Annotated in this window: 20 protein-coding genes and 1 pseudogene; 10 read left to right on the top strand and 11 right to left on the bottom strand. The window is 48.2% G+C overall.

Annotated features, from left to right (window positions below):
• The 3 genes and pseudogenes from KSW37_RS06085 to KSW37_RS06075 all read right to left on the bottom strand — a co-directional run.
• A pseudogene (locus KSW37_RS06085) lies at nucleotides 1-2,754 on the bottom strand (hypothetical protein); the annotation flags it as partial.
• Nucleotides 2,755-3,402: 648 nt separating this feature from the next.
• The gene (locus tag KSW37_RS06080) at nucleotides 3,403-4,776 is read right to left on the bottom strand and encodes an ATP-binding protein (protein ID WP_217313651.1); all 1,374 of its coding nucleotides are present in this window, start codon (nucleotides 4,774-4,776) and stop codon (nucleotides 3,403-3,405) included.
• Between the two features lie 211 nt (nucleotides 4,777-4,987).
• Nucleotides 4,988-5,170: a hypothetical protein gene (locus KSW37_RS06075; protein WP_217313650.1), complete on the bottom strand. Its 183-nt coding sequence runs from the start codon at nucleotides 5,168-5,170 to the stop codon at nucleotides 4,988-4,990.
• A 236-nt stretch (nucleotides 5,171-5,406) separates the two neighbouring features.
• On the opposite strand from KSW37_RS06075, the gene KSW37_RS06070 reads away from it, so the two are divergent.
• The 3 genes from KSW37_RS06070 to KSW37_RS06060 are packed head-to-tail and all read left to right on the top strand — an operon-like array spanning nucleotide 5,407 to nucleotide 8,420.
• Nucleotides 5,407-6,420 carry an acyltransferase family protein gene (locus tag KSW37_RS06070; protein ID WP_217313649.1) on the top strand — a complete coding sequence of 338 codons (1,014 nt, stop codon included), beginning with the start codon at nucleotides 5,407-5,409 and terminating at the stop codon, nucleotides 6,418-6,420.
• Between the two features lie 52 nt (nucleotides 6,421-6,472).
• A complete protein-coding gene (locus KSW37_RS06065; protein ID WP_153080216.1) occupies nucleotides 6,473-6,910 on the top strand; it encodes a GtrA family protein in 438 nt (145 codons plus the stop codon).
• Between the two features lie 31 nt (nucleotides 6,911-6,941).
• Nucleotides 6,942-8,420: a DUF6080 domain-containing protein gene (locus KSW37_RS06060; protein ID WP_217313648.1), complete on the top strand. Its 1,479-nt coding sequence runs from the start codon at nucleotides 6,942-6,944 to the stop codon at nucleotides 8,418-8,420.
• A 182-nt stretch (nucleotides 8,421-8,602) separates the two neighbouring features.
• Here the strand turns inward: KSW37_RS06060 and KSW37_RS06055 are convergent, their stop codons facing one another.
• Nucleotides 8,603-9,628: a hemolysin activation protein gene (locus tag KSW37_RS06055; RefSeq protein WP_118415554.1), complete on the bottom strand. Its 1,026-nt coding sequence runs from the start codon at nucleotides 9,626-9,628 to the stop codon at nucleotides 8,603-8,605.
• A gap of 436 nt (nucleotides 9,629-10,064) precedes the next feature.
• Between KSW37_RS06055 and KSW37_RS06050 the strand changes: the two genes are divergently transcribed.
• Genes KSW37_RS06050 through KSW37_RS06035 form a run of 4 tightly spaced genes read left to right on the top strand, consistent with a single transcriptional unit; the run spans nucleotide 10,065 to nucleotide 14,232 of the window.
• Nucleotides 10,065-11,423, top strand: a complete 1,359-nt coding sequence (locus KSW37_RS06050; protein ID WP_217313647.1) for a DUF6080 domain-containing protein — start codon at nucleotides 10,065-10,067, stop codon at nucleotides 11,421-11,423.
• 51 nt (nucleotides 11,424-11,474) lie between these two features.
• On the top strand, nucleotides 11,475-12,194 hold the full coding sequence (locus KSW37_RS06045) for an IspD/TarI family cytidylyltransferase (RefSeq protein WP_153082565.1): 720 nt from the start codon (nucleotides 11,475-11,477) through the stop codon (nucleotides 12,192-12,194).
• Nucleotides 12,195-12,210: 16 nt separating this feature from the next.
• Entirely contained in the window at nucleotides 12,211-13,296 is a 1,086-nt protein-coding gene (locus tag KSW37_RS06040; protein WP_217313646.1) for an NAD-dependent epimerase/dehydratase family protein, read from the top strand.
• A gap of 18 nt (nucleotides 13,297-13,314) precedes the next feature.
• Nucleotides 13,315-14,232 carry a hypothetical protein gene (locus tag KSW37_RS06035; RefSeq protein ID WP_217313645.1) on the top strand — a complete coding sequence of 306 codons (918 nt, stop codon included), beginning with the start codon at nucleotides 13,315-13,317 and terminating at the stop codon, nucleotides 14,230-14,232.
• Between the two features lie 28 nt (nucleotides 14,233-14,260).
• On the opposite strand, the gene KSW37_RS06030 is transcribed toward KSW37_RS06035, so the two are convergent.
• From KSW37_RS06030 to KSW37_RS06020, 3 genes are read right to left on the bottom strand one after another with little or no spacing between them, the layout of a single operon-like run.
• Entirely contained in the window at nucleotides 14,261-15,082 is an 822-nt protein-coding gene (locus KSW37_RS06030; RefSeq protein ID WP_254368564.1) for a LicD family protein, read from the bottom strand.
• 6 nt (nucleotides 15,083-15,088) lie between these two features.
• On the bottom strand, nucleotides 15,089-16,525 hold the full coding sequence (locus KSW37_RS06025; protein ID WP_217313644.1) for a lipopolysaccharide biosynthesis protein: 1,437 nt from the start codon (nucleotides 16,523-16,525) through the stop codon (nucleotides 15,089-15,091).
• A 5-nt stretch (nucleotides 16,526-16,530) separates the two neighbouring features.
• Nucleotides 16,531-17,094, bottom strand: coding sequence for a serine O-acetyltransferase (locus KSW37_RS06020; RefSeq protein ID WP_217313643.1), 564 nt, complete (start codon nucleotides 17,092-17,094; stop codon nucleotides 16,531-16,533).
• A 237-nt stretch (nucleotides 17,095-17,331) separates the two neighbouring features.
• Between KSW37_RS06020 and KSW37_RS06015 the strand changes: the two genes are divergently transcribed.
• From KSW37_RS06015 to KSW37_RS06005, 3 genes are all read left to right on the top strand, one after another.
• On the top strand, nucleotides 17,332-18,705 hold the full coding sequence (locus KSW37_RS06015; protein ID WP_117691867.1) for a sigma-54-dependent transcriptional regulator: 1,374 nt from the start codon (nucleotides 17,332-17,334) through the stop codon (nucleotides 18,703-18,705).
• Nucleotides 18,706-18,952: 247 nt separating this feature from the next.
• Nucleotides 18,953-19,162 carry a hypothetical protein gene (locus KSW37_RS06010; RefSeq protein WP_217313642.1) on the top strand — a complete coding sequence of 70 codons (210 nt, stop codon included), beginning with the start codon at nucleotides 18,953-18,955 and terminating at the stop codon, nucleotides 19,160-19,162.
• 162 nt (nucleotides 19,163-19,324) lie between these two features.
• Nucleotides 19,325-21,697 carry an ATP-binding response regulator gene (locus KSW37_RS06005; RefSeq protein WP_217313641.1) on the top strand — a complete coding sequence of 791 codons (2,373 nt, stop codon included), beginning with the start codon at nucleotides 19,325-19,327 and terminating at the stop codon, nucleotides 21,695-21,697.
• Between the two features lie 181 nt (nucleotides 21,698-21,878).
• Here the strand turns inward: KSW37_RS06005 and KSW37_RS06000 are convergent, their stop codons facing one another.
• The 4 genes from KSW37_RS06000 to porV form a co-directional block, all read right to left on the bottom strand.
• Nucleotides 21,879-22,655 (bottom strand): glycosyltransferase family 2 protein, encoded by a 777-nt coding sequence (locus KSW37_RS06000; RefSeq protein ID WP_217313640.1) that lies wholly within the window; start codon nucleotides 22,653-22,655, stop codon nucleotides 21,879-21,881.
• The gene (locus KSW37_RS05995; RefSeq protein ID WP_217313639.1) at nucleotides 22,652-23,920 is read right to left on the bottom strand and encodes a glycosyltransferase family 4 protein; all 1,269 of its coding nucleotides are present in this window, start codon (nucleotides 23,918-23,920) and stop codon (nucleotides 22,652-22,654) included. Before KSW37_RS05995 ends, KSW37_RS06000 begins: the two co-directional genes overlap by 4 nt.
• Before the next feature lie 488 nt (nucleotides 23,921-24,408).
• Entirely contained in the window at nucleotides 24,409-24,888 is a 480-nt protein-coding gene (ispF, locus tag KSW37_RS05990) for a 2-C-methyl-D-erythritol 2,4-cyclodiphosphate synthase (RefSeq protein WP_217313638.1), read from the bottom strand.
• 36 nt (nucleotides 24,889-24,924) lie between these two features.
• Nucleotides 24,925-26,103 carry a type IX secretion system outer membrane channel protein PorV gene (porV, locus tag KSW37_RS05985; RefSeq protein WP_217313653.1) on the bottom strand — a complete coding sequence of 393 codons (1,179 nt, stop codon included), beginning with the start codon at nucleotides 26,101-26,103 and terminating at the stop codon, nucleotides 24,925-24,927.

Here is a 26,103-nt window from a genome sequence, read left to right as displayed (position 1 = left end):
GCTGCTGTTGTATGCCAAGATGCCAGAAGCGGTGCTGGAGGAATTGTTTATGTGTCCAACAAGGAGACCGGCACGCTCTGTATCAGAAGTAGCAGTAACATTACCAGTGCCAAGCACATTGTTCAGATTGCAACTTTGAGCATTTCCTATCAAGTTTCCGACATTTGAAGTTCCCGTTATATCGCCATAGTTGGCACAATTCTGAATGGTTCCTGGGGATGCGATAAAATATCCAACCATGCCGCCAACGTTAGCCGCACTTCCTGTTACAAAACCATAATTGGCGCATGAAGTGATGGATCTGTAGGAACCGTCATAATAACCAACAATACCTCCTACACAGGATGCACCCATCACCATTGCATGGTTTTCGCAGTTGATAATGTTGCCAATTGTAGATCCTGCTATTCCGCCAACGTTTTCAATTCCTTCTACCGAACATTTTTCTAAGGTCTTGATGTTTTCAATAATACAATACCCATCGTATCCTGCCAAAATTCCAGTATTATTACCAGTACTATTCACCTTCGCATTGTCGAAAGTGATGTTCTTGATGCTGCCATTACCTGCATAGCCGAAGAAACCGGCATCACCAGAGGTGGCGTTGATGTAGAGATTACTGATGGTCTTCCCGTTGCCATCGAATGTACCTTGATACATATTATCTGAGTTACCGATAGGAGTCCAGCTGAGCTCTGTTACCTGCTTTTCGGTATCAGCCTTATGGCATACAGTGCTCATATCAATTTCTTCCACATCATCGGCAATCTTTGTACAGGTGCTAGGATGATTATCATTCACGTAGTCACGGAACCATGCCAGATGCTCTGCCGTCTTCAGCACAAATGGTTCCGCCTCGGTTCCTTTACCAATCATACCTGCTGGCAATTCATAATCAATACCATTCAGTTTTACATTCAGCTTGACTTCGCCTTCGATGGCATTGCCATTGTATTCTCGTGCACCGATATAATATGTGGTGCCTTTCGTTACTGTATAGGTGATTTTGAAGTCAATGCCATTGATATTATCATTATATGTCAAGTAATATTCAGCCGTACGGCTCTCCCACAGGGTACCATAGGTATCTTTACCGTTGCTGTTTGCCCTCACCTCCAATGTGCCATCTTCTGGAGCTGTATATTTATAAAGGTTGTAACCGCTGATTTCATTCCTATCGCCAAATACCTTTTCGATTGTTATGGCATTGTTGCCCAATTTCAAGAAAGGAATTTCCTGCAGACACTTCGTGCACTTGTCGTTCTCATCATATTCATGTCCGGTAGCTGATAATACTACAAGACTGCTCACCATTTGTGTCATCTGCTCGTTCGAGAAAGACTTATGACAAAGATTACATTCCCAATATTCGATGTTGCCATCTGTGGTGCAGGTAGCAGCCACGAATTTGTGATGTTTGGGACTATCGCCATGCTTAAATGTAAATGTGCCCTCTTTTGCAGGCTTGGTATTGGTAAATGTACCTGTACCTTCCAGCTCGCCTAAACAAGTCATTGTCACATTACCATCCAAGTAAACCTCATCAGCAGAGCCAAGTAAAGGATAATCGTTTGTGTTCAGTTTTTGCCCCCATTTTGCACTTCCTGATATGTTTTTCTGAAGCTGATTGGCAACCAGTCCGCTCTTCAACTGTTCTTCAGTAAATGCCATTATCTTTTCGGCAGATGTCAATGAGCCATATCCGATAGCCTTGACTGCATCACCTGTCTGCTCTGTTCCATTGATGGTAAGCTTCGCGCTGCTGTTGTATGCCAAGATGCCAGAAGCGGTGCTGGAGGAATTGTTTATGTGTCCAACAAGGAGACCGGCACGCTCTGTATCAGAAGTAGCAGTAACATTACCAGTGCCAAGCACATTGTTCAGATTGCAACTTTGAGCATTTCCTATCAAATTTCCGGCATAAGAAGTTCCTGTTACATCGCCATAGTTGGCACTGTTCTGAATGGTTCCAGAGGCAAAAGTTCCAACCATGCCACCAACGATTCCGTTCGCACATGTTACGGTACCATAATTGGCGCATGAAGTGATGGAATTACCGGAATAGGCAGCTACAATTCCTCCGAGAGATCTTATACCCTTCACTGTTGCACGGTTTTCGCAGTTGCTGATGTTGCCGTTAGCATCTCCTGCTATTCCGCCAACGTAGTTTTTTCCTTCTACCGAACAGTTTGCCAAGGTCTTGATATTTTCAATAATACAAGAACCTGCGTTTCCTGCCAAAATTCCAGTATCTGCTTTATCATTCTTTACTTTCGCTTTATTGAACGTGATGTTCTTGATGCTGCCCCTATCAGCATAGCCGAAGAAACCGGTATAATTAGAGGTGGCATTGATGTAGAGATTACTGATGGTCTTCCCGTTGCCATCGAATGTACCTTGATACTTATTACCAGAGTTACCAATAGGAGTCCAGCTGAGTTCATCAGTATTCTTGGCGGCATCCTTCGCATGGCAGAACTCAGACAAGTCGATATCAGCAATCAGCTTTGCAGATGCTGATGAGTGAGTAGTTCCTGCTGCTTCGCCTTCGTCCCCAATAGTTCCGTTCACATAGTCGCGGAACCACGCCAGTTCGGCAGCTGTGGATATCTGATAAGGATTGTCTACTCCATCACCAATGGAAGGCTTGGAAGGTGTTTGTGCCCATGCCCCCCCATAAGGCATGAGGATAGCCATCACGAGCAGCAGCATCGTGACGAGCCAATTCGATTTGTGTAATTGTTTCTTTTTCATACACGTTTTGTTATAAATGATTAATGTTAATATTTTGTCTTATATATCTGCTTGCCAGTTTATCGCAAAGATCAGGAGCTTTCCTCTATGATGGGATAGGCTTCGCTATCATGTCCATTGGATCATCAGAGCGAAGATCATTCCTGGAAACATAAGAGGCTTGCCTGCATGATGAACAGGTATGCCGGACAGCAATCCGGCATGGCTCCAATCTCGCAATCATGCCGCAAATATACAAAAAATATTTGGAAAAAGGTGTCGCATTCCCCTGCCTATGTGTCGCATTCCTATCATTTAGGTGTCGCATTGGTGGGGGAATGCGACAACTAAAAGGGATTTTTTCGATAAAAATGTCGCTTCTCTCTGGTGTTTTACAAAAATTAGCAATTTAGGCTTCCTGTCATCCAGAGCAGCATTTGTAGCCGGATAGTCACTCTCTTCCGTCTCTCAGAGTCTCCTGAAAGTCCGTTTTGCGTAATGCCAATAATACGAAAAAAGGGGCAGCATGTTCGTTATGCTGTCCCTACATGTAACCTTTGTTAGCCTGTTTTGATTCAAACTTCCGCACTCTTTCGAAAGATAAAATTGTAAAGATACTATACCAAATGAAAACTTGTCGACCTTTACCTCTTACGCCTGACGTTGCCATTAATCCCCTTTCGGAGCAACGCTTAGTTTGCATAAATTACTCATTGCATAAAGTGGGATTACATCTACGTGGCGACAGGCATTTTGAGATTCTTTATCAATGTATTCAAACTCTCCAAAATTCTCTAAGGATGTACGAACTGCATGATGGAGCGCTTTCTTTCTCATGAATAGCCATAAACTTTGCATACTGCCCCTGGTAGTAGCTTTCACTTCAATCGGTATAACCACACCATCTTTCGCTTCCAGATAATCAATTTCTGCATTGGCTCCTTTTGACAGATTCTGCCAATAGTACATCTCTGCCTTTTGGAAACAGTCGTGATTCTTGACGAGTTCCAAGCCAGCGAACATTTCTGAAGCCGCCCCTTTATTGACAAAATCAACATCCGAAGCCAAAAGGATATTAGCTGCAGGAGTACCCAACATGGTTTGCATCAGCCCCAAATCTAAGAAAAGGTATTTTCTGTAGCTACTATTCTCTTCTGCACCAAGTGGAACTCCATTTCCATCAGTATGGGTTACCGGCTTTATGAGTCCTGCTAATGTCAATAGATGAAGTGCATCTTTGATGACCGAAGAATGAACATCATCGGCAACCTGTCTATAAACAAACTTACTGCCAGCCTGCAAAGCAACGGAACGCAAGACCTTTCTCAATAAAGCTGGAGATATACGCGACTTATACTTGGCAAAATCGTCCTGATAGGTATCCAGAATATCGTTATGGACATGAGCGCATTCCAAATAACTTTGGGTCTCAATCCATTCTGTAACTGCTGCAGGCATGCCACCCACCAGATAGAAGGTCTTCAGCTGGTCTACCAGTTTGTTGTGAACGGCATCAGGAAGCGGAGATGAGGGTGATGCCTGCTGCTTGTAACTTATAGTGGTATCCAGTCCCTGTGCCATGAGAAATTCATCAAAGGAAAAAGGGTACATGTAGAGTGAACGTATTCTCCCCACTCCAAAGGAAGGAAGTTCCTCTAAGGTAAATTCCAGTAATGAGCCGGCTGCGATGACATGTAGTTCCGGATAATCCTCTTTGAAATAACGGAGCGACATGATTGCTTCCTGGCTAACTTGTATCTCATCTATGAAGAGTAGAGTTTCTCCAGGTATTACAGGGATTCCGGTAGTTGCACTTATGCCTTCACACGTTCTATGCACGTCAATATCTTTTGAAAAGAGTCCTCTTATGGATGGTTGACTCTCTAAATTTATCTCCACAAAGTACTTAAACGCTTTGCCTAACTGACGTACAGCAGAAGATTTTCCTACTTGTCTGGCTCCACGTATAAGCAAAGGTTTCCTTCTTTGAGAAACCTTCCATTCCAGGAGTTTTTTATCTATGTTTCGTTTGTAATATGCCATTTTGCGTAATTTATTGATTTTCAGTGCAAAGATACAACTTTTATCCAAAAGTCAAGGCAAACAATAGTTAATTTTATCCAAAAGTCGGGGCAAACAATGGCTAATTCTATCCAAAAGTCGGGGCTAACAGTGGCAGGTTGTAGCAGTTCCCCAAAGTGGACTGTAGCAGTTCCCCAAAGTGGAGGTAGTCCTCGTATTTGTTTATACGAATTTATACGAACAGGTCATCCATTGTAATTTGTACTTGAGCCAAGGCTGCATACTGCGTAAGGCGCACGCCAAAAGTAGTAATCATCGTTGGGATAATGCCACTTTTTATCCCTGTTTCTGCCACGAAATCAGCCATACGATTACGAATGCGCATATCCGAGAAAAACAAGGATTCTTTAGCCAAATCGAGCAATTTTCCTTCGATTTGGCTATAGAATACCTTGTAGATTGCTATTATCCCCCTGGGCTAAGAGCTTTTGAGCTTTCAGCCCGTGCCGTACAGTTCTTTAAGACTTACACAGGCAAGATTTTGAGAATCTGGGGGAATTTTAGGCAAAAAGATTTTGAGGAAAAGAATATTTTATGTATATTTGCCCCCAATTGTAACACCAACAAGTAAAGATTTTGAATATATTCATTATGAAACAAAGGAATACAGACATCGACTGGATAAGAGCCATCCTCATTATTCTCATGATATTGATTCATATCGTGAGCTTCGGCAACGCATACCCCCAACTCAAGGCAGGCATTCTCTCGTTCATGATGCCTACCTTCCTCATCATCACGGGCTATCTCGTGAATATCGAGAAGACAGGAAAACAGATGAGAAACTATCTGAAATGTCTCGCCTTACCTTACGTCATCATGGTGACAGGATTCTCGGTCCTCTCCTATTTCATGCCGGTGAGAGATGGCATCACGGAACTCTCCCTCTCTCAGATTTGTGAGAAGATATTCGTTACTTCCATCGGTCCTTATTGGTTCATCCAGACCATGATTATCTGCGGAGCACTCTACTACTTCTGCTTCCATGGAAGGAATTGGAATGATTTACGCAAGAATTATACGAAAAGAGATACCTATGCCAGTCTTTTCGTCTTCGCTGTTACGTTGCTTCTGATATCAGAAACGCCAGCCCTGTCGGCAAGCGCAGCTGCCTATTACTTCATCGGCGTGGTCATCCGACAGAGCAAAATGGAGTGGAGCAAGCTGTTCCGCCACGAGTTCTTTGCCATCTTCCTATGGATTTATCTGCTCTACCGCAACGACTGGTACAACTGGGGAAGTCTGGCTGTCGTCTTCTCCTGCTGGTGCTGCATCAGCACCCTACTGTTCCTGCAACACCTGTTCGATACTCCCGAACGCTTCAAGGATTTCAGTCCGAAGATAGAAAAAGTGGCAAGAGTAACCAGCAGAATCAAGGACACCTTATTATATATAGGCCGCAACACGCTGCCCATCTACCTCTTCCACCCTATCTTTACGATGGCAGCCAAGTTCTATCATCCCCTCTTTAGCTGGGACAGGAGCGAAATCTGTTTTGCCCTCGTTACCATTTTCATCGCTATAGCCGGAAGCATCGGCATCGCCAAGATGATGGAGAAGACCCATCTGGCTTATCTCTTCGGAAAAGGAAAGATACTGAGATAAATAATACCAGGATATATTTGGTAATTTGGAGATTTTGAAGTACTTTTGCAACATGAATATCAAGAACAAGATAAATAATATGGATGATGCCAAGCGAGAGAAGCTGGGCGAAGTCATCAGATTCGGAATCGTAGGCGGACTGGCTACGGTACTGCAATATGTCATCTACCTGGCTATGATGCCGGCACTGACCCATTTCATCCCCAACATGGGCGACCACAGTCTGGCTACCACAGCCAACACCATCGCCTATATCGTGAGTTTCATCTTCAATTTCATCGCCAGTACCCGCTATACCTTCAAGGTAAAGGCGAATGCCAAGCGCGGAGCAGGATTCACCCTCTCCCACATCGTCAACTACTCGATGCAGACCCTCTGCCTCAACCTCTTCGTAGGCTTGGGTCTAGCCAAACAACTGGCTATGATACCCACCCTCTGCATCTGCATCCCGGTAAACTTCCTCCTGGTAAGGTTCTTCCTGAAGAAATAAGGGGATTCCCAAAACACGATAAAAAAAAGATATGAAAAAGATATTCGATATTTTTAAAATCAAGAAAGAGGAAAGATGGCTCGCACTGGGCATCTTCCTGGCACTGGCCATACTGAACGGTGTAGTGATAGCCCGCTATGCCGGTACCTTTACCCTCGTTACGGATGACTATTACAAGAACTTCATCCGCCACTTCTGCGTATCCGGTTTCGACCCTTTAACCTATTGGGTATTAAGCGATTGGAATGCGGCATATAATGTATACCGCCACCCGCTGCTCGCCTTTTACATGTATATCCCTTACCTCATCAATATGGGACTGATGAAACTCACAGGTTACAACTGTGCCCTTTTCATCGCAGTAATCATCCAGATGTTCTGCGGGTTCTATGCCACCCTTTTCCTGCAGAGAATCTTTCGCGAAGTGCTGGAACTGGACAAGGCAACATCCTCTATTCTCACCTTGCTGTTCTTCTCCTTCGGCTACGTCATGGTAACCTGCATCGTGCCCGACCACTTCGTCATCTCCATGCTGCTGCTCATTCTGGCACTCTACGTCTCCGGACGCAGAATCAAACATAACCACCCGCTCAAGATATGGCAAACGGTGGTATATTTCGTTCTGACAGCCGGCACATCACTCAATAATGGTCTGAAAATCTTCTTTTCAGCCCTCTTTGTCAACAGAAAGCGTTTCTTCTGCCCTAAATATCTCCTTCTGGCAGTCATCCTGCCAGCAGCCCTGCTATGGGGATTCTGCCGATGGGAATACCGCACCTTCGTATGGCCTGTCGAGATGGCACGAAAGGAGATGAAAGCCAAGAAGGCTGCCGAAAAGAAAGCCCGACAGGAGCGTATGGCACAACTCAAACAGATAAAGGATTCGCTGACAAAAGATTCCATCCAAAGAGGTCTGAAGATTATTACGCCTGAAGAAATAGCACAGAAAGCCAAGAACGACAGCATACAGAAGGCAAAGCAACTGGCCCGGAATGAAGCCAGAAAGAAAAGAGGACCTAAGCAAGGTGCCCCTATCATGAAAGGCGAATTCATGAACTGGACCGATGCCACCAGTTCCCGAACCCTGTCTATCGTAGAGAACCTGATGGGCGAATCTATCCAGCTGCATCAGGATTACGTGCTGCAGGATGAATTGCGCCACCGCCCGATGTTCGTCAACTACCGATATGCCTTCAACTATATCGTAGAGGCACTTATCATCATCCTGTTCCTTGCCGGCATCTGGGCTGGCAGAAAGAGCAGGTATCTCTGGCTGGTCATGTCGTATTTCGGCCTCGACATGCTGCTACATATCGGACTCGGATTCGGTCTCAACGAAGTATATATCATGTCAGGCCATTGGATATATGCCCTCCCTATCGCCATCGGTTTCCTTCTGAAAGAAACCAGGCATCAGCGCTACAGCCTCTGTCTGAAGAGTCTGTTGCTCACCATAGGACTCTTCCTGCTGATATATAACGGCATCCTGATTATCGGATATTTCTGCTAAATAAAAGATCTTTCGCATGTGGGGAAGTTAAGGGAAGTTAGAGGGAAGTTAAGGGACAAATGTCCTAAGTTTAAGCTAGAAGACTATTGTCTCTTAACTTCCCGAACGACCGTAGGGAGTGATAACTTCTTTAACTTCTTTAACTCCTTTAACTTCTGAACTTGCGAAACTTGAGTCTGCGATTAAACGTGCTTATCACTTCCCAGCATTTTGCGCCAGCGGCGCCCCATTGCCTTGAAGATACCCGAGAAATTGCCATAGCGCAAGTTCAGCAGCAGTTCCTCCAGAGAGCGCGACATCTTGATGAGCGGATGTCCCCAGGCATTGGTCTTGTACAACCGTTCCTTGAAATCTACGTTTTCCACCACATATTTAGGATGTTTCAGCGGAAACTCCAGTTCATGGCGCTTCATCGTGAAGATACGGCGGTAAGCTTTCGGGGTGGTCTTCATGCTACCCGCAAAATGGGTAGAATCTGCAGAGAGACCCAGATTGTTGATGAGATTCCTGGATGGCATGATAGCCAGACTGGAATTCAGCAGCATCGAAGCCCAGAATATACTCTCATAAAACTCCTTGCCGCTATGGGCATGATCCCGGCACATCGGAATGAAATCCTTGCGGTATCCGCGCTGCTTCACCAGCGACTGCAGACGCTGCATAGCCTGCTTGTCGCGCAGGAAGGCATAGTCACCCTCCCATTTATCCACCACGCGCCGCCAGGAAGCCCATCCCCAGATAGCGAAGATAGAGGTAAAGAAATAGCTGTCCTCGCAATCGGGCGTTATCTCATCCTCATTGAATCCGGCAATCATGGCGATGCGTTCATCGTGCTCATAGCGGTCGAGCATCTCCTTGCAGAAAGGGAAGAACGACTGGCTCGGCACATCGTCATCTTCCAGTACGATACACTTGTCTACCATCGAGAAAGCCCATTTCTGGGAGAGATACTCCGATGGGTCGCATCCCTGGTTCTTTGTCTGATAAGAGCGGTGAACCTCGCACTCCCAATCAATATTCTCATCTGATGCAATCTGACGGCAAGCCTCGATACCCGGCACGTCACGTTCGCCCCTTGCTCCATCCTGATAAAGGAACAACTTGGCGGGACGAGCCTTCTTCACCTCGTCGAACACTTTCTGAAAATTGTCGGGACGATTGAAGAAGAGCATCAATACGGCGACATCAATCTTAGCTGGTTGTTTCATATATATTTCTTATTTACATCATTAGCCAACTCAATATACCATACTGAACTTTCACAAGTGGTTTAAGAACGGGCTGAAGGCCCAAAAGCTCCTAGCCCAGGGCAACACCCTGGGTATAAACAGCAACCAGCAAGGCGCCCTGTAAGGGCAAAAGCCTTGTAAATTGACTAGTTCTTTAAAGCTTTTGCCCTTACAGGGCGACAAGTTTGCGCCCATAAAAACCCAGGGTGTTGCCCTGGGCTAGGAGCTTCTGCCCTTTCAGGGCGTGTGGAGCTTACTAGCAAATTCAGTACTATACCTCTGCAAAGATAACTTAAAAAGAAGACAACGCCAAATAAAACCGCCACAAAAACCAGACAAAACGAAATATTTCCTCATTTTTCTTCTCACAATCAATTTTTTACACTAACTTTGCACCCAAAATAAGAATAAGACAATGAAGAATATTTTTAAAATAAAGAAAGAAGAAAGGATACCGGGCCTCGTGGCTCTATTGGTATTCGTACTGCTCAACGGGTTGTTCTTCTACAAATACGGCAACCTTTTCCTCAGAGCGCACCACGTCAGCTTCTGGCAGTTATTCGCCAAAACCTTCCATGTATCCGGCTTTGATGCATGGTCGTATATCTTTATGTCGAATGGCAAACTCTATTTCGAGATTCCGCGCCATCCGCTCTTTGCTGTCATCCTTTATCCCTTCTATCTCATCAATAAGGAACTGATATCTTCGGGCGATACCAACTATGCGATGATATTCATGGCAATCCTGCTCATAGCAAGCGCCTTCTATTCCTTCATCTTCGTATACCGCATCTTCCGGGAAATCATAGAACTGAAGAAGAAAGACTGCATTCTTTTCTCTGCCATGCTCTATTCCTTCGGTATGGTGATGGTATCCATGCTGGTACCGGACCACTTCTGCTGGTCGCTCCTCATGCTGACCATGACGCTGTATCTGGCAGGCATGGCGATGAAGGAGAGACGCCAACTGTCTGCCTGGACCATCGGCATCCTCAGTTTCCTGACCGGAGGAGTCACCCTCAGCAACATTGCCAAGACCTATCTGGCAGCCTGGTTTACCAACGGCAGGAAGGTCTTTGCCCCTAAGAATCTCGTGGCTATGATTCTGCCAGCCATCCTGCTGGTAACTACTGCCTATCTTATCTATACGGAGGTAAGGGAGCCCCAGTTTCATGCAGACAAGCAGATTGAGGTAAAGGCACATGCCAAAGACCCGGAACAGCAGCGCAAGGATTCCATCCATCATGCCTGGGTTCTGGCACATACCGGAGAACCGATGAAGCAGGAGGGATTCTGGAAATGGACCGATACGTCAACTTCCAGGACCGATGCCCTGATTCACAACATGATGGGAGAATCCATCCAGCTCCACGACTCTTATCTCCTGGACGATATGTGCGTAAACCGCCCTACCATCGTGAAGTATAACTATGCATTCAATTATGTCATCGAAGCCATCATCTCGCTGCTGTTCATCATCGGCATCGTGGTTGGCATCCGGCACAAATTCTTCCTCCTGGTACTGAGCTGGCTAGGATTAGACATCGTCATCCATTTTGTGATGGGATTCGGTCTGAACGAGATGTATATCATGGCTTGCCACTGGATATTCATCATTCCTATTGCCATCGCCTATCTGATGAAGACGCTCACACCGGGCAAACAGGTTATCCTGAGATATTTCTGCTGGTTACTCACCCTGTATCTCTGGGCATGGAATGGCTACTGGCTGTTCACCTACATGTCAGACCAGGCAACCCAGGTCATGAAATAAGCGGCCCAAAAAGCCCCATTCTTTATAATAACTCTCTAAAAAAGGAATCTTATGAACATAGCAGTCATCTTTGCAGGAGGCTCCGGCCTCAGAATGCACACCAAATCAAGACCTAAGCAGTTTCTGGAACTGAATGGCAAACCTATCATCATCTATACTTTGGAATTGTTCGACAATCATCCGGAGATAGATGGCATCGTCGTAGCCTGCATCGAATCATGGATTCCTTTTCTGGAGAAGATGATACGCAAGTTCGAAATCAGCAAGGTGGTGAAGATTGTACCGGGTGGCAACAGCGGACAGGATTCCATCTATCACGGACTCTGTGCTGCCGAGGAATTTGCCGGCGGCAGAGATGCCAACGTGCTCATTCATGACGGCGTACGCCCACTCATCACCGAGGAAACCATTACAGACAATATCCGAAAGGTGGAAGAATGCGGCTCCTGCATCACCTGTATACCAGCCACAGAGACTTTCATCGTAAAACAGGAAGACAACTCGTTGGAAATTCCGGAACGCGACAATTCTCTGATTGCCAGAGCACCACAGAGTTTCCGACTGAAAGACATCCTCTCTTCACACCGCAAGGCGATTGAAGAAGGCAGACACAACTTCATCGATTCCTGTACGATGATGAGCCACTACGGCTATAAACTCGGTACCATCATCGGTCCGATGGAGAACATCAAGATTACAACACCAACCGATTTCTTTGTGTTCCGTGCCATGGTAACGGTACATGAGAACCAGCAGATTTTCGGTTTCTGATAAAGATAGAGAAGATATGAAACATAACGAAATAGAACTGGAAGACTGGAAAGACTTTGCCAAAAACTTTCCGCTTTACGGACAACTGAGAAACAAGACCATCGGCATTACGGGAGCTACGGGCTTACTGGGCTCCTGCATGGTTCATTGCCTGGAAGAACTCGACAGACAGCACGGACTGAACCTGACCATCGTATGCTTCGTAAGAAACGAAGAAAAGGCGCAGCAGGTACTGGGTCATCCTCAGGAAGATGCCCATTCTGCAGAGGTTTTGGGCAAGAACATCGTGATCCTGAAGCATGATTTCAGCAAGACAGAGGAGATGCCGCAGGAGGTTCACATCGATTATCTGGTGCATTTTGCCAGTCCTACTGCATCCCAATACTTTGTCAGCAAGCCGGTAGAAACCATGATGACCGATTTCGACGGCACAGCCCAGCTCCTGCGTTTCGCCCTTCTACAGAACACCGCCTCTATCGTCAATGTTTCATCCCTGGAGGTATATGGAAGCATCTATGATGATTCCCATCCGCTCAGCGAGGAAGAGCAGGGCTACATCCATCTTTCAGATACCCGCAGCAGCTATCCCGTAGCCAAGAGAGCAGCCGAATGTCTCTGCCATGCCTATGCCCGCGAATATGGGGTGCATGTCAAGACAGCCCGCCTCGCCCAGACCTTCGGAGCAGGAGTTACAGCAGATGACAACCGCGTCTTCGCACAGTTTGCCCGCAACATCATTGCCGGAGAAGACATCGTTCTCCATACCACCGGTGAACTGAGCCGCTGCTACTGCTATACGGTTGATGCCATCGAGGCAATCCTTTTTATCCTGCTGAAGGGTGAAGACGGCGAGGCATACAATGTTGCCAACGAGTCAACCTATATTTCCATCATCGATATGGCGAAGTTCCTCTGCAACACCTTCAATCCGGATATCCAGCCGGTTATCCAGCTGAAAGAAGGCATGGGCTATTCTCCGATGACCCGGCTCCGTCTGTCCTGCAGCAAGGTGCATCAGCTCGGCTGGACGCCAAGATACGACATGAAAACCATGTTCCAGCGTCTCATCAATTCCTTGAAAGCATCATCTGCATCTCATTAAAAAGCATCCATCAGCATCATGACATCCATTCTAAAGAGAATATACAAGAGTACATTGGGAATATACGAGCGCAAGGACCTGTCGTCCTGGAGCCATACTCCAGCCTGTTCTACTCCCATCTACGGCATCTACCATATCTTCTGCGACGCCAACTGGAAAGAGATGGTAAGGGAACAGATGCAGCATCTCGCCGACAGCGGACTGCTCGAGGCTAGCAACCGTCTCTATATCAGCTGTATCGCCAGAAACAACGAAGACATCATGGAATTAGAAGATATCCTGCGACAATATGCGGCAGATAAGATAGAATTTGTTTCCAAGACCACCAATCCACAGCGATTCGAATTTCCGGCACTCGACTATATGTATGAGAAATCGCAGCACGAAGACTTCCTCTTCTACTATTTCCATACCAAGGGAATCACCTATCAGACTACCCTGCATCAGGAAGACAGGGAATTCAAGGGATTCGTGGATAAGATTGTGGCATGGAGAAGAATGATGGAATATTTCCTGATGAACCAGTGGAAAGTGGCTGTCAACACCCTGGAAGCGGGATATGATACCTACGGAAGCTATCTCTTCCCTCCTTTCAGGAACAAGATGTATGCCGGCAACTTCTGGTGGGCGAAGGCGTCTTATTTCAGAACGCTCCCTGCCCTAGACGAAGATACCAAGCTGCACAACCGGTTCATGGCTGAGGAATGGCTGCTGAGTCTGCCGGGGGTAAAGGCTTTCTCGGCTTTCGATACGGTGGCAGACCTGTATTTTGTCAGGATTCCGCCTACCATCTATGAGGTGGGCAGACATTCCCTCTTCGATTCCCTCAGATTCTGCACCATCTATACCTATAGAAAATACCAGCGCAAATGGTTCGGTTACAGCTATAAACAGCACTGCCAACAAAAATTCCAGCAACTCAAGCAATCGCTTTAGTTGCTGGAATTTTCCATTTATAACTGGTTCATGATTTGAACTCCAACTTGCCGACGTGCAGATTCACCTTGTCCAGATCCGGCAACTGCATATAGTTGCCATATTGGTCGGTCAGCACCTTGTCGTAGTTGCCCGGCACAGGCATCTGATGCCCCTCAAACTCCAGGGTAGTCAGCGGGAAGATGTCTTCCAGATGGCGCTCTACGACAAAAGGCACACCGAAAGCATCCAGATAAGCACCACCGGTCAGTTTGGCGATGCCCCTCATCACCGGATAAATCACCCGTTCATTCAGATGCACCCAGCGCATCACCTTGCCGATAATCACCTCATTCTTCAGATCCTTCCGCTTCAATATCTTATAGGTGTGTCCGATGGTCTGCATCGACAGCCGCTGCAACCATTTGGGATGCTTGTCGATAGGAAAGATGTCTATGTAGATGCCCCGCTCCTTGAAAATCCGGTCATAGCCGTTGTTCTCATCCAGCACCGAACGGCGGTCTCTCAACTTGGCATACTGGAAGAAATAGTTTTCATCCGTCTGTCTGCATTGCAGCGCCATCGTCCCGTCCAGTTCTCGGGGCAGAATCTCTATCATCTTCAGATAATCCTCCCGCAGCATCTGCACATCCATGTCATCATCCCAGGGAATAAAACCCTGATGGCGGGCTGCACCTATCAGCGTACCGCCTATCAGCCAGTAACGGATGTGATGGCGCTTGCAGATGGCATCAAAAGCCAGCAGCAGCTCTACCATCCTCTGCTGATGCTTCCACAACTGGGAACCTTCGGGATTAAACCGGGCTCTCAGCTCCTCATTACTATATTGTCTTGCCTGATTTTCCATCATATTCTTCTATTTTTTCTTTAATACAAAACGGATACACTCGTCCAAAATGGCAACCCGGGCTGTCTTCATGACCACGAAATATAATACGGCAGCCATCACAACCCTTGCCAGGAGCAGACATGCCAGATTGGTAATGCCCGCCGTTGCCAGATAGGTAAGGCTCATCACGCCCAGAGCCGCCAGCAGGAACGGACAGGTATCTTTCAGAAAGTCGAGCGGACGGTAGCTGATATAGCGGTAAGCCAGCGCATACCATACAAACATCCAGATGATGGTCAATGCCACGTAGACAGATACCATCAGACGGATGCCGTAAGGCCAGAGAAACAGCATCAGCACAATCTGGGTAACGCTCAGCGATACCGTACACCAGAAATAGGCGCCAGATTTACCCTTGCTGATCACCACGTTGGAAAACAGCGTATATAGCGGCATCACCGAACCGCCCACGCACAGCATGCGCAGCAGTTCTGCGCTCGACTGCCATTTCTCGGTAAGCGTGATGATGATGAACTCATTGGAAACGAGTCCCAGTCCGAACAGCAGGGGGAAGGAAAGGAAGCAGATAAACCTCACCATCTTCCTGAAAGCCATCAGCTGGCGCTCCTTGTCGTCAGAGAGATTCACCAAGGTAGGCTGGATGACCGGATTCAGCATTCCCTGCAACAGCAGATAACACTTCGAGTTCCACTGGTAAGCCTGGTTGTAGCTACCCGTAATGGCATTGTTGTAGAAACGTCCCAAAAGGATATTCATCACGTTGTCATTGATTTTGGTGGCGATGGTTGTGGCAGCTATCTTGAAGCTGAACGGAAACATCGTCTTCACGGGCGTGAAATCTATCTTCAGCGAAGGTCGCCAGGTGGAATAATGCCATACCAGCAGGGTATTCAGTCCCACATAGACCACTCCCTGGGTTGCCAATGACCAATAGGCAAAGCCATTCCATGCCATCAGCACACCCACGCTACTCGACAGCAGCACCGCCGTGATACTTGCCTTCGCCTGCTGCTTCACCATCATGTTCTTGAAGAGGAATGCAGCCTGAGCCGTACCCAGACTGGAAAAGAGAATCGTGACGAAAGCCAGCCTGCACAACGCGATAAGCCGGTCATCATGATAGAAATCTGCAATGAAAGGGGCACAGAGGAAAAGGATGACATAAAGAGAACCGCCCACGATGATGTTAAACCAGAACACGGAGTTGTAATCATTGGAGGTAGGATGCTTCAGGTTACCGATGGCAGAAGCGAATCCACTGTTCTGGAGTGCAATCGCTATCAGCGGGAACACATTGATCATCGCCATCATTCCGTAGTCTTCCTTTGACAGCAGTCGTCCCAGGATGATGCCGAATACCAGTCCGATAACCTGCATCGCTCCATTGTTCATTGCCCCCCAGAAAAGTCCCTTGGCTGTTTTCTCCTTCAGTGTTTCTGCCATATCTTCTAATCTTTTTTATCTTCCTGTTTTACTATTCTCCCCGGATTCCCTACCACGGTAGCCCCGTCGGGAATATCCTGGAATACCACGGCACCGGCGCCTATCGTCACGTGGTTGCCGATATGGATGCCGCCGAAGACCGTGGCGCCGGTATAAATCTTCACGTCATTTCCTATGGTAGGCCTGCCGCCCTTGCCGTTGCCCAGCGTCACCATCTGCAGACAGTAGAAGTCATCACCTATGCTTTCTGCGTTGAGATAGGTGGCATAGCTGTGCTCCAGATGCGCACCCTTCCCGATATGCGGGCACCAGATGGTCATCGTACGCTCGGGAGGCAACAGCCAGCTGATGAAAACCGAACGGTATTCGCCCATGCGGTAATAAAACAGATTGCGGAAACTCCTTTCGCGGGTGCATGCCTTAATCAGGTTAAGCACCGTAGGCTTCCTGTCCTGCACCTTCAGCAGGTCGGCATCTATCTTCTTCTTATGGAGCAGATACAGAGCGATATGCGGCAACATGCGCACCGCCGAAGCTGACAATATGATGGTTTGTACTATCGGATTCATGACTCTAAATCTTATTTTTATCTTTGCAAAGATACAAAAAATAAAGCAACTAGCATGCTTTTATCCGAAAACAATTGTTCTTTTCACTAAAAATAAGATAATAGAACAGGGTTTGTAGAATTTTAGTCGGTTTTATTGCTAAATAATGTGAATTAAATAGCTTTCCATACAACTTTTCCGTACCTTTGCACAAAGTTATATATAACGATATTTTAGAAGAGGATAAAACAGAACATCATGAAGAGGATATTGATTGTAGAAGACGATTTGGCATTCGGAACAATGATACAGACTTGGCTCAAAAAGAAAGGATTCGATGTAGAAAGGGTAACATCCGTAGGCGCTGCCATCAAAGCGATGGGAGCCGGCGATGCATTCCATCTGGTTCTTTCCGACTTGCGCCTGCCCGACCACGACGGACTGGTATTGCTCCAGCATATCAGAAAGTCCGATGCCCACCTGCCTTTTATCGTAATGACTAGCTATGCAGAGGTTCAGAATGCCGTATGTGCCATGAAATCGGGTGCTACCGATTACGTGGCTAAACCCTTCCATCCCGAAATCCTCTTAGAGAAAATCCGTGAGGCTATCCAGTCGGCCGCTTCAGCGGTTTCTGCCCCTCAGCGTGCGGAATCTGCCGCCATGCAGGATGCGCCCCAAGAAGAGCAGCAGGGCGCTACGGAAGTGCCCAGATATATAAAAGGTGAAAGCGAGGCTTCCAAACAGCTCTACGAGTTCGTTTCGCTCGTTGCCCCAACCCCGATGTCAGTGCTCATTCTCGGAGCCAGCGGCACCGGAAAGGAATATGTGGCGCGCAGCATCCATGAACAGAGTCTGCGCAAGGACAAGCCTTTCTATGCCATCGACTGCGGCGCCATTCCTAAGGAGGTGGCAGCATCTGAATTCTTCGGATATAAGAAGGGTGCCTTTACCGGAGCTGAACAGGATAAGAAGGGCGCCTTCGAGATAGCTAACGGCGGAACGGTTTTCCTCGATGAAATGGGAAACCTCAACTACGAAGTACAGGTGCAGCTCCTCAGAGCCTTGCAGGAGAGAAAAATCCGTCCGCTGGGCAGCACGCAGGAGATTGATGTGGATATCCGACTCATCTGTGCCACCAACGAGAATCTGGCGCAGGCGGTAGCCGAAGGCAAATTCAGAGAGGACCTCTATCACCGCATCAACGAGTTTACCATCTACATGCCTGCCCTCAAGGACAGAGGTGCCGACATCTTCCTCTTTGCCAACCTCTTCATCAAGCATGCCAACCAGGAACTGGGCAAGAATGTGCTCGGACTGGATGCCAAAGCCTCCGAAATTATTGCCTCATACGACTGGCCGGGCAACCTGCGCGAACTGAACAATGTGATGAAGCGCGCCACCCTGCTCACCCGTGGCAAGTATATCGGTGCCCAGGAACTGGAGAAGACGATGGCACAGACCTCCACAGCCCGACCAATCAATATGCAGCTGCACAGCGAACAGTCGGAACAGGAAAGCATCGCCGCTGCCCTGAGAGCCACCCACGGCAACAAGAGCAAGGCAGCCCAACTGCTTGCCATCGACCGCAAGACTCTCTACAACAAAATGAAGAAATACGGCATGGAGTAAAACATATCACACCCCGATTCCCCAATATATTCCACACTATATTGGGGAATTTTTCTACACCTTTTCCCCACTTTCCCCACATCCCGTTTCTGGCACAAAACACCATTTACCCTGATTATCAGATACTTAACCAAATTTATCATTTTCTGGCACGCCTATTGTGATATTATTTAGCGAACTCGCAAATGAGTTTCAGCAAGAGAATTAATAAACAAAATAATATTCACAATTTAAAAACAAAAGAATTATGAAAAAGTTAGTATTTGCAGTTATCGCAGCAGTAGCAATGGTATCAGTTAGCAATGTATTTGCAGGTAACAGAATGGTAAGCGTTGCAGGTTCAGAACCAGTAGACACAGTAGCTCCAGCCGACACAACAGCAACACCTGTTGAGACCCCAGCAGAGACTCCTACAGACACTACAGCAACAACAGTGAATTCAACCGTAGCAGAGTAAATTCACCTTCAGAAAATAGTAATTACGCGTCGCTTTCAATGAAACAGGAGATAGATGACCAGCTTTTGGCATTTATCTCCTGTTTTCGTTGGTTTATATCGCATTTTTGATTAACTTTGCACGCAAATAGCAAAAAGACTCAAAACATTAAAAGATTAGAAGATGCAGAAAACAAACGTTCCTTTCAAGGTAGCCCTGGGTTACATCATCGTCGCCATCGTACTGATTCTGGCGATAGGGTTGGTATATCGCAACACCACAGCCGTGCTCGCTATCAACCAGGCAACCCGCGACTATATCGAAAAGCGCCAGGCAGCCGACAGCACCATGTCGAGCCTGCTCAAGGAGGAACAGACCAATCTGCAGCAGCTTACCCGTGCCATGCAGGGTAAGTCATCCCACAACTATCTGCACGAGAAGATGAACAGCCTCAACAGTGGCGAAGATTCCGTTGTCGTGCATTCCAAGGCACCCAAGACTCATGTGGCAAAGAACACTACCGTAGAGGTGATGAAAACCCGCAAGGGCTTCTTCCGCCGCCTTGCCGATGCCTTCAAGAAGGAACATGCCGAAACACTCAGCATCAGACGCGACAGCAACCAGGCTGTCACCGATACCCTCTCTACCCCGGTCAACGTAGCCGGAAACGTAGCCAATATCCTGAAACAGATTGACCGCCAGGAGAAGCAGTCTATGCGCGATAACCACGAGGCTATCAACCGCGAGGTGAGAGACCTGCAGATAACCAATGCCCGCCTCGCCCTGCGCTCCTCCCAGCAGCTCAACGATATCCACCAGCGCGAACGTCAGGCGATGCAGCAGGCTATCAACCAGGCGATGCAGGCGCGCCAGAATCTGCTCTGGCAGATAGGTCTGCTTGCCATCGTAGCCATCACAGCCGCCGTCATCCTCGTCTATTACATCTACCGCGATACGCAGAAGGAACGCATCTACCGCGAGAATCTCGAAGAGGCTAACGAGGAAATCAGGCGCATCATGAACCAGCGCGAACGCCTGCTCCTCACCATCACCCACGACATCAAGGCTCCGGCTGCCAGCATCTCGGGCTTCATCGACCTGATGAAGGATTATGTCGACAACCCGCAAGGCATCTCCTGCCTCAACAGCATCAAGGGTTCTGCCACCCATCTCTCCCGGCTCGTTGCCGCCCTGCTCGATTATCACCAGTTGGAAAACGGACTGATGAAGCTGAACCCGGTAGATTTCTCGCCTGCCGACATGTTCCGCCAGTGTGCCGGAGAGATGCAGATCCTGAGCCGTGAGAAGGGACTGGAACTGCATCTGGAGCTCGATGGCATCAGCAGTTCTCAGACCTACTACCGTGCCGATGCCTTCCGTATCCGTCAGATACTCAACAACCTGGTTAGCAATGCTATCAAGTATACCGATAAGGGCAGCGTCACCATCCAGGCAGCCATCAGTCCCCAGCACCTCCTCACCTTCTCGGTAAGGGATACCGGCAAGGGCATGACCGCCGAAGAGCGCCAGAAGGTGTTCCAGGCGTTCACCCGTCTGAAGAGTGCCCAGGGCATCGAGGGCACCGGTCTCGGACTGAACATCACCCAGGAACTGGTCAATCTGCTCCAGGGCACCCTGCGTCTGGAATCCGTCAAGGACAAGGGCAGCACCTTCACCGTCACCATTCCGCTTGCCTTAGGCACCGCTCCTGCAGTAGAAGAGGCAGAAGAGCAGAAGCCGCTCACCCCAGTCAAGCTCCATTTCGAAAATCACAAGATACTGCTACTCGATGACGACCCGTTGCAGCTCCGTCTGCTTCAGGAGATGCTGAAGAAGCTGGTAGGCGACAGCTGGCAAGTCTTTGCCTGTCTGCATGTAGCCGAGGCGCTCACCATGCTCCACAACGAGCATCCTGCGCTGATGATGATGGATATCGAAATGCCCGAGATGAACGGCATCAGGATGATTCAGCACATCAACCACAGCCACATGAAGGTAGTAGCGATGACCGCCCACGATGCCAGCATCATCAGAGAGTTGAAAGAAGCCGGTTTCGACGATTGCCTCTTCAAACCGTTCAGCACAGAGAAACTGAAAGAAATCCTCGGTTTGGAGGATGCAGCATCAGCAGCAGAGGATATAGCAGAGGATACCGCATCAGAAACAGAGGATACTGCATCAGAAACAGAAGATATTGCAGAGGAAACAGAGGATACTGCAGAGGAAGCCAATAAGAATTCCCGTTTTGCAGCCCTCCTGACCTTTGCAGAAGGCGATCCGGAGGCAGAAGCCGAGATACTCAGCACCGTCAAGCAGGAGTTGTCATCCCATCTCCAGAACCTCCAGCAGGCAACAGATGGCGAGTTATCAATAGAAGCCATCGGCAAGACAGCCCACAAGCTCCTCCCTATCGCCACGATGATAGAGATGGAGACCCGCCAGTACATCGCCGCCCTCGCTCCCGAGCATATCAGCGATCTGTCAGAATCTCAGATAAGAGCCTACACCCAGTCCGTCATCACCGACCTGAAGGGGCTTTTAAAGGTAAAAAAGTAAAAAGGTAAAAAAGGGCTAACCCCCGTTCGGCCCCGTTCCCAGCGATTCCATCGCTGGTCCCCATAAAGTAAAAAGCCCCTGATGTAAAAACACACCAGGGGCTATTTTTCAAGACTTGAGGGGACCAGCGATGGAATCGCTGGGAACGGGGGCGCAAAGGGGGAAGGCTTTTTTTACCTTTTTACCTTTTAAAAGCCCCTCTTATCACAAACCAGGCATGAACTGCAAGGGTGGGAAGAAGGCCGTAATGGGTGCGCATCACCTGGAAACGCTCCTTCAGGGAGGCTTGATGGTACTGCGTGGTCATGCCACCATCCAGAAAATGGGTGACAACGGCATGGACGTTGCGCAACGGGAGCTTGCGGCGAGATGACTCTCGCATGATGCGGATGCACCAGTCTACATCTGCCGAATAACGGTAGTGCAGATCGTAATGAATCTCACGGGCTATGTCTGTGCGGGCATAGAATGACTGGTGACACACCAGCATACCCCAGATGAACGAACGCCACGTGAGCTTCTTGGGTGGGGCTAGGCGGCGATGACGCAGAAAATGGCCCATCTCGTTTACGATATCGGTATCGCCGTAAAGTACGCCGGGCAGTACTTCTCCTTCGCCTACGCAGCCTTCTACGTACTCCAGCGTATCGGCTGTAGGAAAGGTGTCGCCGGCATTCATGAACACCAGGTAATCGCCCGTAGCACGGTCTATGCTCTTGTTCATGGCATCATAAAGTCCCTTGTCGGGCTCTGATATCACCACGATTTCGTGCGAGCTCTCGCCTACTGCATTGCGATGCTGATATGCCTTCACCAGCTGGAGGGTACGGTCGCGGGAACCGCCATCCATGATGATGTGCTCGATGTTGCAGTAGGTCTGGCGCTGCACGCTGTCGAGGGTACGCTGCAACTCCTTCTCGGCATTGTACGTACAGGTTACGACGGTGAACTTAATCATAACTTATAGTTTTTGTAGGCCATCGCCTCGTTATAAACTTCAATATATTTCAATGCTACGGCATGCTGCGAATAATTCTGTGCTACCTTCTGCAGACATGCCTGCTTCAGAGCCGCCCTGTCGGCCTCTTCGAGTACCCAGTGGATGCCACTCGCCAGATCTTCGGTATCGCGGTAGTTGGCCACGTAGCCGTTCTGCTGATGGTCTATCATCTCCGGTATTCCTCCTACCCTGAAACCGATGCTCGGCACGCCGCACGCCATCGACTCCATGATGGTGTTAGGGAGGTTATCTTCGAGCGATGGCAGCACGAAGGCATCTGCCGAATTGTAGATTGCCACTATCTGCTTCTCATCGCTGACATAGCCGAGCGAATAGGACGGCAGGGTGAGATTTACTTCCTCGGAATGGCCGCCCAGGATGGCGATGGCGGTATTCTCCTTCATCTCGGGATAGCGCGCTACCAGCCGGTCGATGGCTTCGATGAAATAACGCATGCCCTTGCGCTCGTCGGTTACGCGCTGCGATACGAAGAGGATGATATGCTTGTCGGCTGGCAGACCGGCACGCAGACGCGCCTCTGCCTGATCCTGCGGACAGAACACGTGGGTATCTATCGGATTCGGGATGTTGGTGATGCGCTGGCCTACGAAGAGACCGCTACCCTTTGCCTGTTTTTCGAGCCAACGGCTACAGGTGACGAAGGAGATGGCGCCGCGATGGTAGAGTTCCTTCTTGCGGCGGAATATCTTTGCTGAGAGGTCGTTCTTGCTGCCTTTATTGGGGAGAAGCGGACAGTTGCCGCAGGCGGAGGCATAGCGGTTGCAGCCGCGCGCATAATGGCAGATGCCGGTAGCTGGCCAGAGATCGTGCATGGTCCATACCACCGGTTTGCCGCTGCGGATAATCTTGCGGATGTTCTTGAGTGAGAGCATGCCCTGATTGATCCAGGAGAGATGGATGACATCTGCCTCCTGAAACTCGCGGAGCTTGGTGATATCGGTGCCGGATGTTGCCATGTCTACCTCCCAGAGGCGCTGACGGGAGAAATGGAGATGCAAGAATACGCACCAGCGCTCCCACAGGAAGTTCCACTGCAACCTGAGCGAACGGGGCAGACTGACCACGGTGATGTCTTCAGTCTCCTTGTCGCGTACCAACATCTTTGCCTTAACGCCATTGTTGTTAAGGGCATCCATCAGGCGGTTGGCTGCTACTGCCGCTCCGCCTGTCTTTTCACTTGTATTTACTATGAGTACTCTCATCTGCGTATATTTTTGATACTGCAAAAGCTGCGTATATTGATTGATACTGCAAAGATAGTATAAATCGGAGACAAAACAAAATAAAAAGGCATGTTTTTTTCGAGGAAGTCGGAAAAGGAGGGGTATGGGGATAAAAAAACATACCACAACTCTCAACGAGCTGTGGCATGCAATATGTTTAACTTAAAAAATCTAATCAAAATAGTCTCACGACTTTCTCAATTATCGGTTAAACAATCTACCTTAAAACCTAATAACTAAAAACCTAAATCTATTACTACTAACCTAAACAATCTATTAACCTTTTGACGCTGCAAAATTACTACTATTTCGGCTATCCACCAAATATTTAGCCAAGAAAGTGTGACGTTTTTACATTTTTTTGATATATATCAAGCAAAAATGAACAAAAGAAACGGAAATTAACAACTTTCTGACACTTTGCGGTTTATAAGGCTTTTGCCTTTACAGGTCGCCTTGCTTGCGTTCTATCCTTTCTGGATAAGAACGGTGGCATAGGCGGAGATGCCCTCCATTCTGCCCGTAAATCCGAGTTTCTCGGTGGTTGTTGCCTTAATGGATATCTGGTCTTCGTCTACCCCCATTACCTCTGCCAGACAGGCTTTCATGGCTGGCACATGCGGATTGAGTTTAGGGCGTTCGGCACAGACTGTGGCATCGATATTGCCCAGTGTATAGCCCTTGGTAGCTATCAGTTGCATCGTTTTGCGGAGCAGAATCTTAGAATCCACATTCAGAGTCTCTGCTGCCGTATCAGGGAAATGATATCCGATATCACGCATGTTGGCGGCACCCAGCAGGGCATCGCAAATGGCATGTATCAGCACATCGGCATCGCTGTGACCCAGCAATCCCAGTTCATAATCTATCTTAATTCCTCCCAACCACAAGTCGCGGTTCTCCACCAGCTTGTGGACATCATATCCAAATCCTACACGTATATTCATATCTACATATAATAACTAATCAATAATCACTAAAAACTATCTCTTAAAGAGGTCCTTCAGTCCATCCATATCAAACGACAGGGTGAAGCGGAGAGTCTGGTCGAGCGGGTTACTCTTGGCGGTAGCCACCACATAGGCGGCATCGAGCGAAAAGACGTTCATCTTGAAACCGGCACCCACGGTGAAGTACTTGCGGTTACCCTTGCTCTGACTCTCGTGATGATAACCGGCACGGAGCGCAAACTTATCATTGTATACATACTCGGCACCCAGACCATAGTTGATTTCCTCCAGCTCTTCCTTGAAACCGCCAGGGGCATCGCTGAAACTCTTGAAGATACCGCTGATGCCCGAAATATCATCATACTCACGATGCACACGGTCTTCGTATTCAGAATTGTCCTCACCCTCTTCCTGCTTCGGAACGGTAGGCACCAGATACTTGCTGGCATCGGCTGCCAGGGTAACGCGGTTGTATTCGTCGATAGGAATCATCAGCGAAGCGCCCAGACGCATGTTGGCTGGCAGGAACTCGCCATACTCCTTGCCGCTGAAGGTAATCTTACTACCGATGTTAGAAATATTCAATCCCAAGCCCAACTGGCATTCGCGCTGGCCGATGACCACATAGTTCTGGTAATAGGCGGCGATATCGGCTGCGAAAGCGGAGGCAGGCGAATTATCTTCGGTATAATCGAAGCGCATATCGGAATAGATCCAGCGGATGGCGGCAGCAAGAGAGAACTTCTCACTGAGCATCAGAGAATAAGCCACATCGACCGACATCTCGTAAGGATTGATGGTCATACCCGTGCCACTCTCGGCACCCTCCTGACTGGTAAACACTTCACCCATATTGAAATAACGGAGCGATGCTGATACGGCACTGTAATCGCCAATACGGTAATAGCCAGAGAGATAGGCAAGATTCATATCATTGACCAGCGAACGCAGCCAAGGGGTGAAACTGAGCGAAACACCGGCACGCGAAATGGTGAAAGGATATTTTGCCGGATTCCAGTACTGGGAGTTGACATCAGGGTCGGTAGCCGCACCGACATCTCCCAAACCGCCACCACGGGCATCTGGAGCTATGGTTTGTGAAATGACTGCATAGTTCACAGGATTGAAGAGGTCTTTCTTATCCTGCGCCTTCACTTCTGATGCCATCAGAGCGAGACATCCCAAGATGAATATCTTATAGATTCTTTTCAT

The sequence above is a fragment of the Segatella copri genome (assembly GCF_019127135.1).
Lineage (GTDB): Bacteria > Bacteroidota > Bacteroidia > Bacteroidales > Bacteroidaceae > Prevotella.
This window is presented reverse-complemented; position numbering and strand designations above follow the sequence as displayed.

What these genes read in the sequence shown, in the direction of transcription:
- KSW37_RS06080 (WP_217313651.1), bottom strand. Translation starts at nt 4,776, where the DNA reads ATGGCATATTACAAACGAAACATAGATAAAAAACTCCTGGAATGGAAG.
- KSW37_RS06070 (WP_217313649.1), top strand. Translation starts at nt 5,407, where the DNA reads ATGAAACAAAGGAATACAGACATCGACTGGATAAGAGCCATCCTCATT.
- KSW37_RS06065 (WP_153080216.1), top strand. Translation starts at nt 6,473, where the DNA reads ATGAATATCAAGAACAAGATAAATAATATGGATGATGCCAAGCGAGAG.
- KSW37_RS06060 (WP_217313648.1), top strand. Translation starts at nt 6,942, where the DNA reads ATGAAAAAGATATTCGATATTTTTAAAATCAAGAAAGAGGAAAGATGG.
- KSW37_RS06055 (WP_118415554.1), bottom strand. Translation starts at nt 9,628, where the DNA reads ATGAAACAACCAGCTAAGATTGATGTCGCCGTATTGATGCTCTTCTTC.
- KSW37_RS06050 (WP_217313647.1), top strand. Translation starts at nt 10,065, where the DNA reads ATGAAGAATATTTTTAAAATAAAGAAAGAAGAAAGGATACCGGGCCTC.
- KSW37_RS06045 (WP_153082565.1), top strand. Translation starts at nt 11,475, where the DNA reads ATGAACATAGCAGTCATCTTTGCAGGAGGCTCCGGCCTCAGAATGCAC.
- KSW37_RS06040 (WP_217313646.1), top strand. Translation starts at nt 12,211, where the DNA reads ATGAAACATAACGAAATAGAACTGGAAGACTGGAAAGACTTTGCCAAA.
- KSW37_RS06035 (WP_217313645.1), top strand. Translation starts at nt 13,315, where the DNA reads ATGACATCCATTCTAAAGAGAATATACAAGAGTACATTGGGAATATAC.
- KSW37_RS06030 (WP_254368564.1), bottom strand. Translation starts at nt 15,082, where the DNA reads ATGATGGAAAATCAGGCAAGACAATATAGTAATGAGGAGCTGAGAGCC.
- KSW37_RS06025 (WP_217313644.1), bottom strand. Translation starts at nt 16,525, where the DNA reads ATGGCAGAAACACTGAAGGAGAAAACAGCCAAGGGACTTTTCTGGGGG.
- KSW37_RS06020 (WP_217313643.1), bottom strand. Translation starts at nt 17,094, where the DNA reads ATGAATCCGATAGTACAAACCATCATATTGTCAGCTTCGGCGGTGCGC.
- KSW37_RS06015 (WP_117691867.1), top strand. Translation starts at nt 17,332, where the DNA reads ATGAAGAGGATATTGATTGTAGAAGACGATTTGGCATTCGGAACAATG.
- KSW37_RS06010 (WP_217313642.1), top strand. Translation starts at nt 18,953, where the DNA reads ATGAAAAAGTTAGTATTTGCAGTTATCGCAGCAGTAGCAATGGTATCA.
- KSW37_RS06005 (WP_217313641.1), top strand. Translation starts at nt 19,325, where the DNA reads ATGCAGAAAACAAACGTTCCTTTCAAGGTAGCCCTGGGTTACATCATC.
- KSW37_RS06000 (WP_217313640.1), bottom strand. Translation starts at nt 22,655, where the DNA reads ATGATTAAGTTCACCGTCGTAACCTGTACGTACAATGCCGAGAAGGAG.
- KSW37_RS05995 (WP_217313639.1), bottom strand. Translation starts at nt 23,920, where the DNA reads ATGAGAGTACTCATAGTAAATACAAGTGAAAAGACAGGCGGAGCGGCA.
- ispF (WP_217313638.1), bottom strand. Translation starts at nt 24,888, where the DNA reads ATGAATATACGTGTAGGATTTGGATATGATGTCCACAAGCTGGTGGAG.
- porV (WP_217313653.1), bottom strand. Translation starts at nt 26,103, where the DNA reads ATGAAAAGAATCTATAAGATATTCATCTTGGGATGTCTCGCTCTGATG.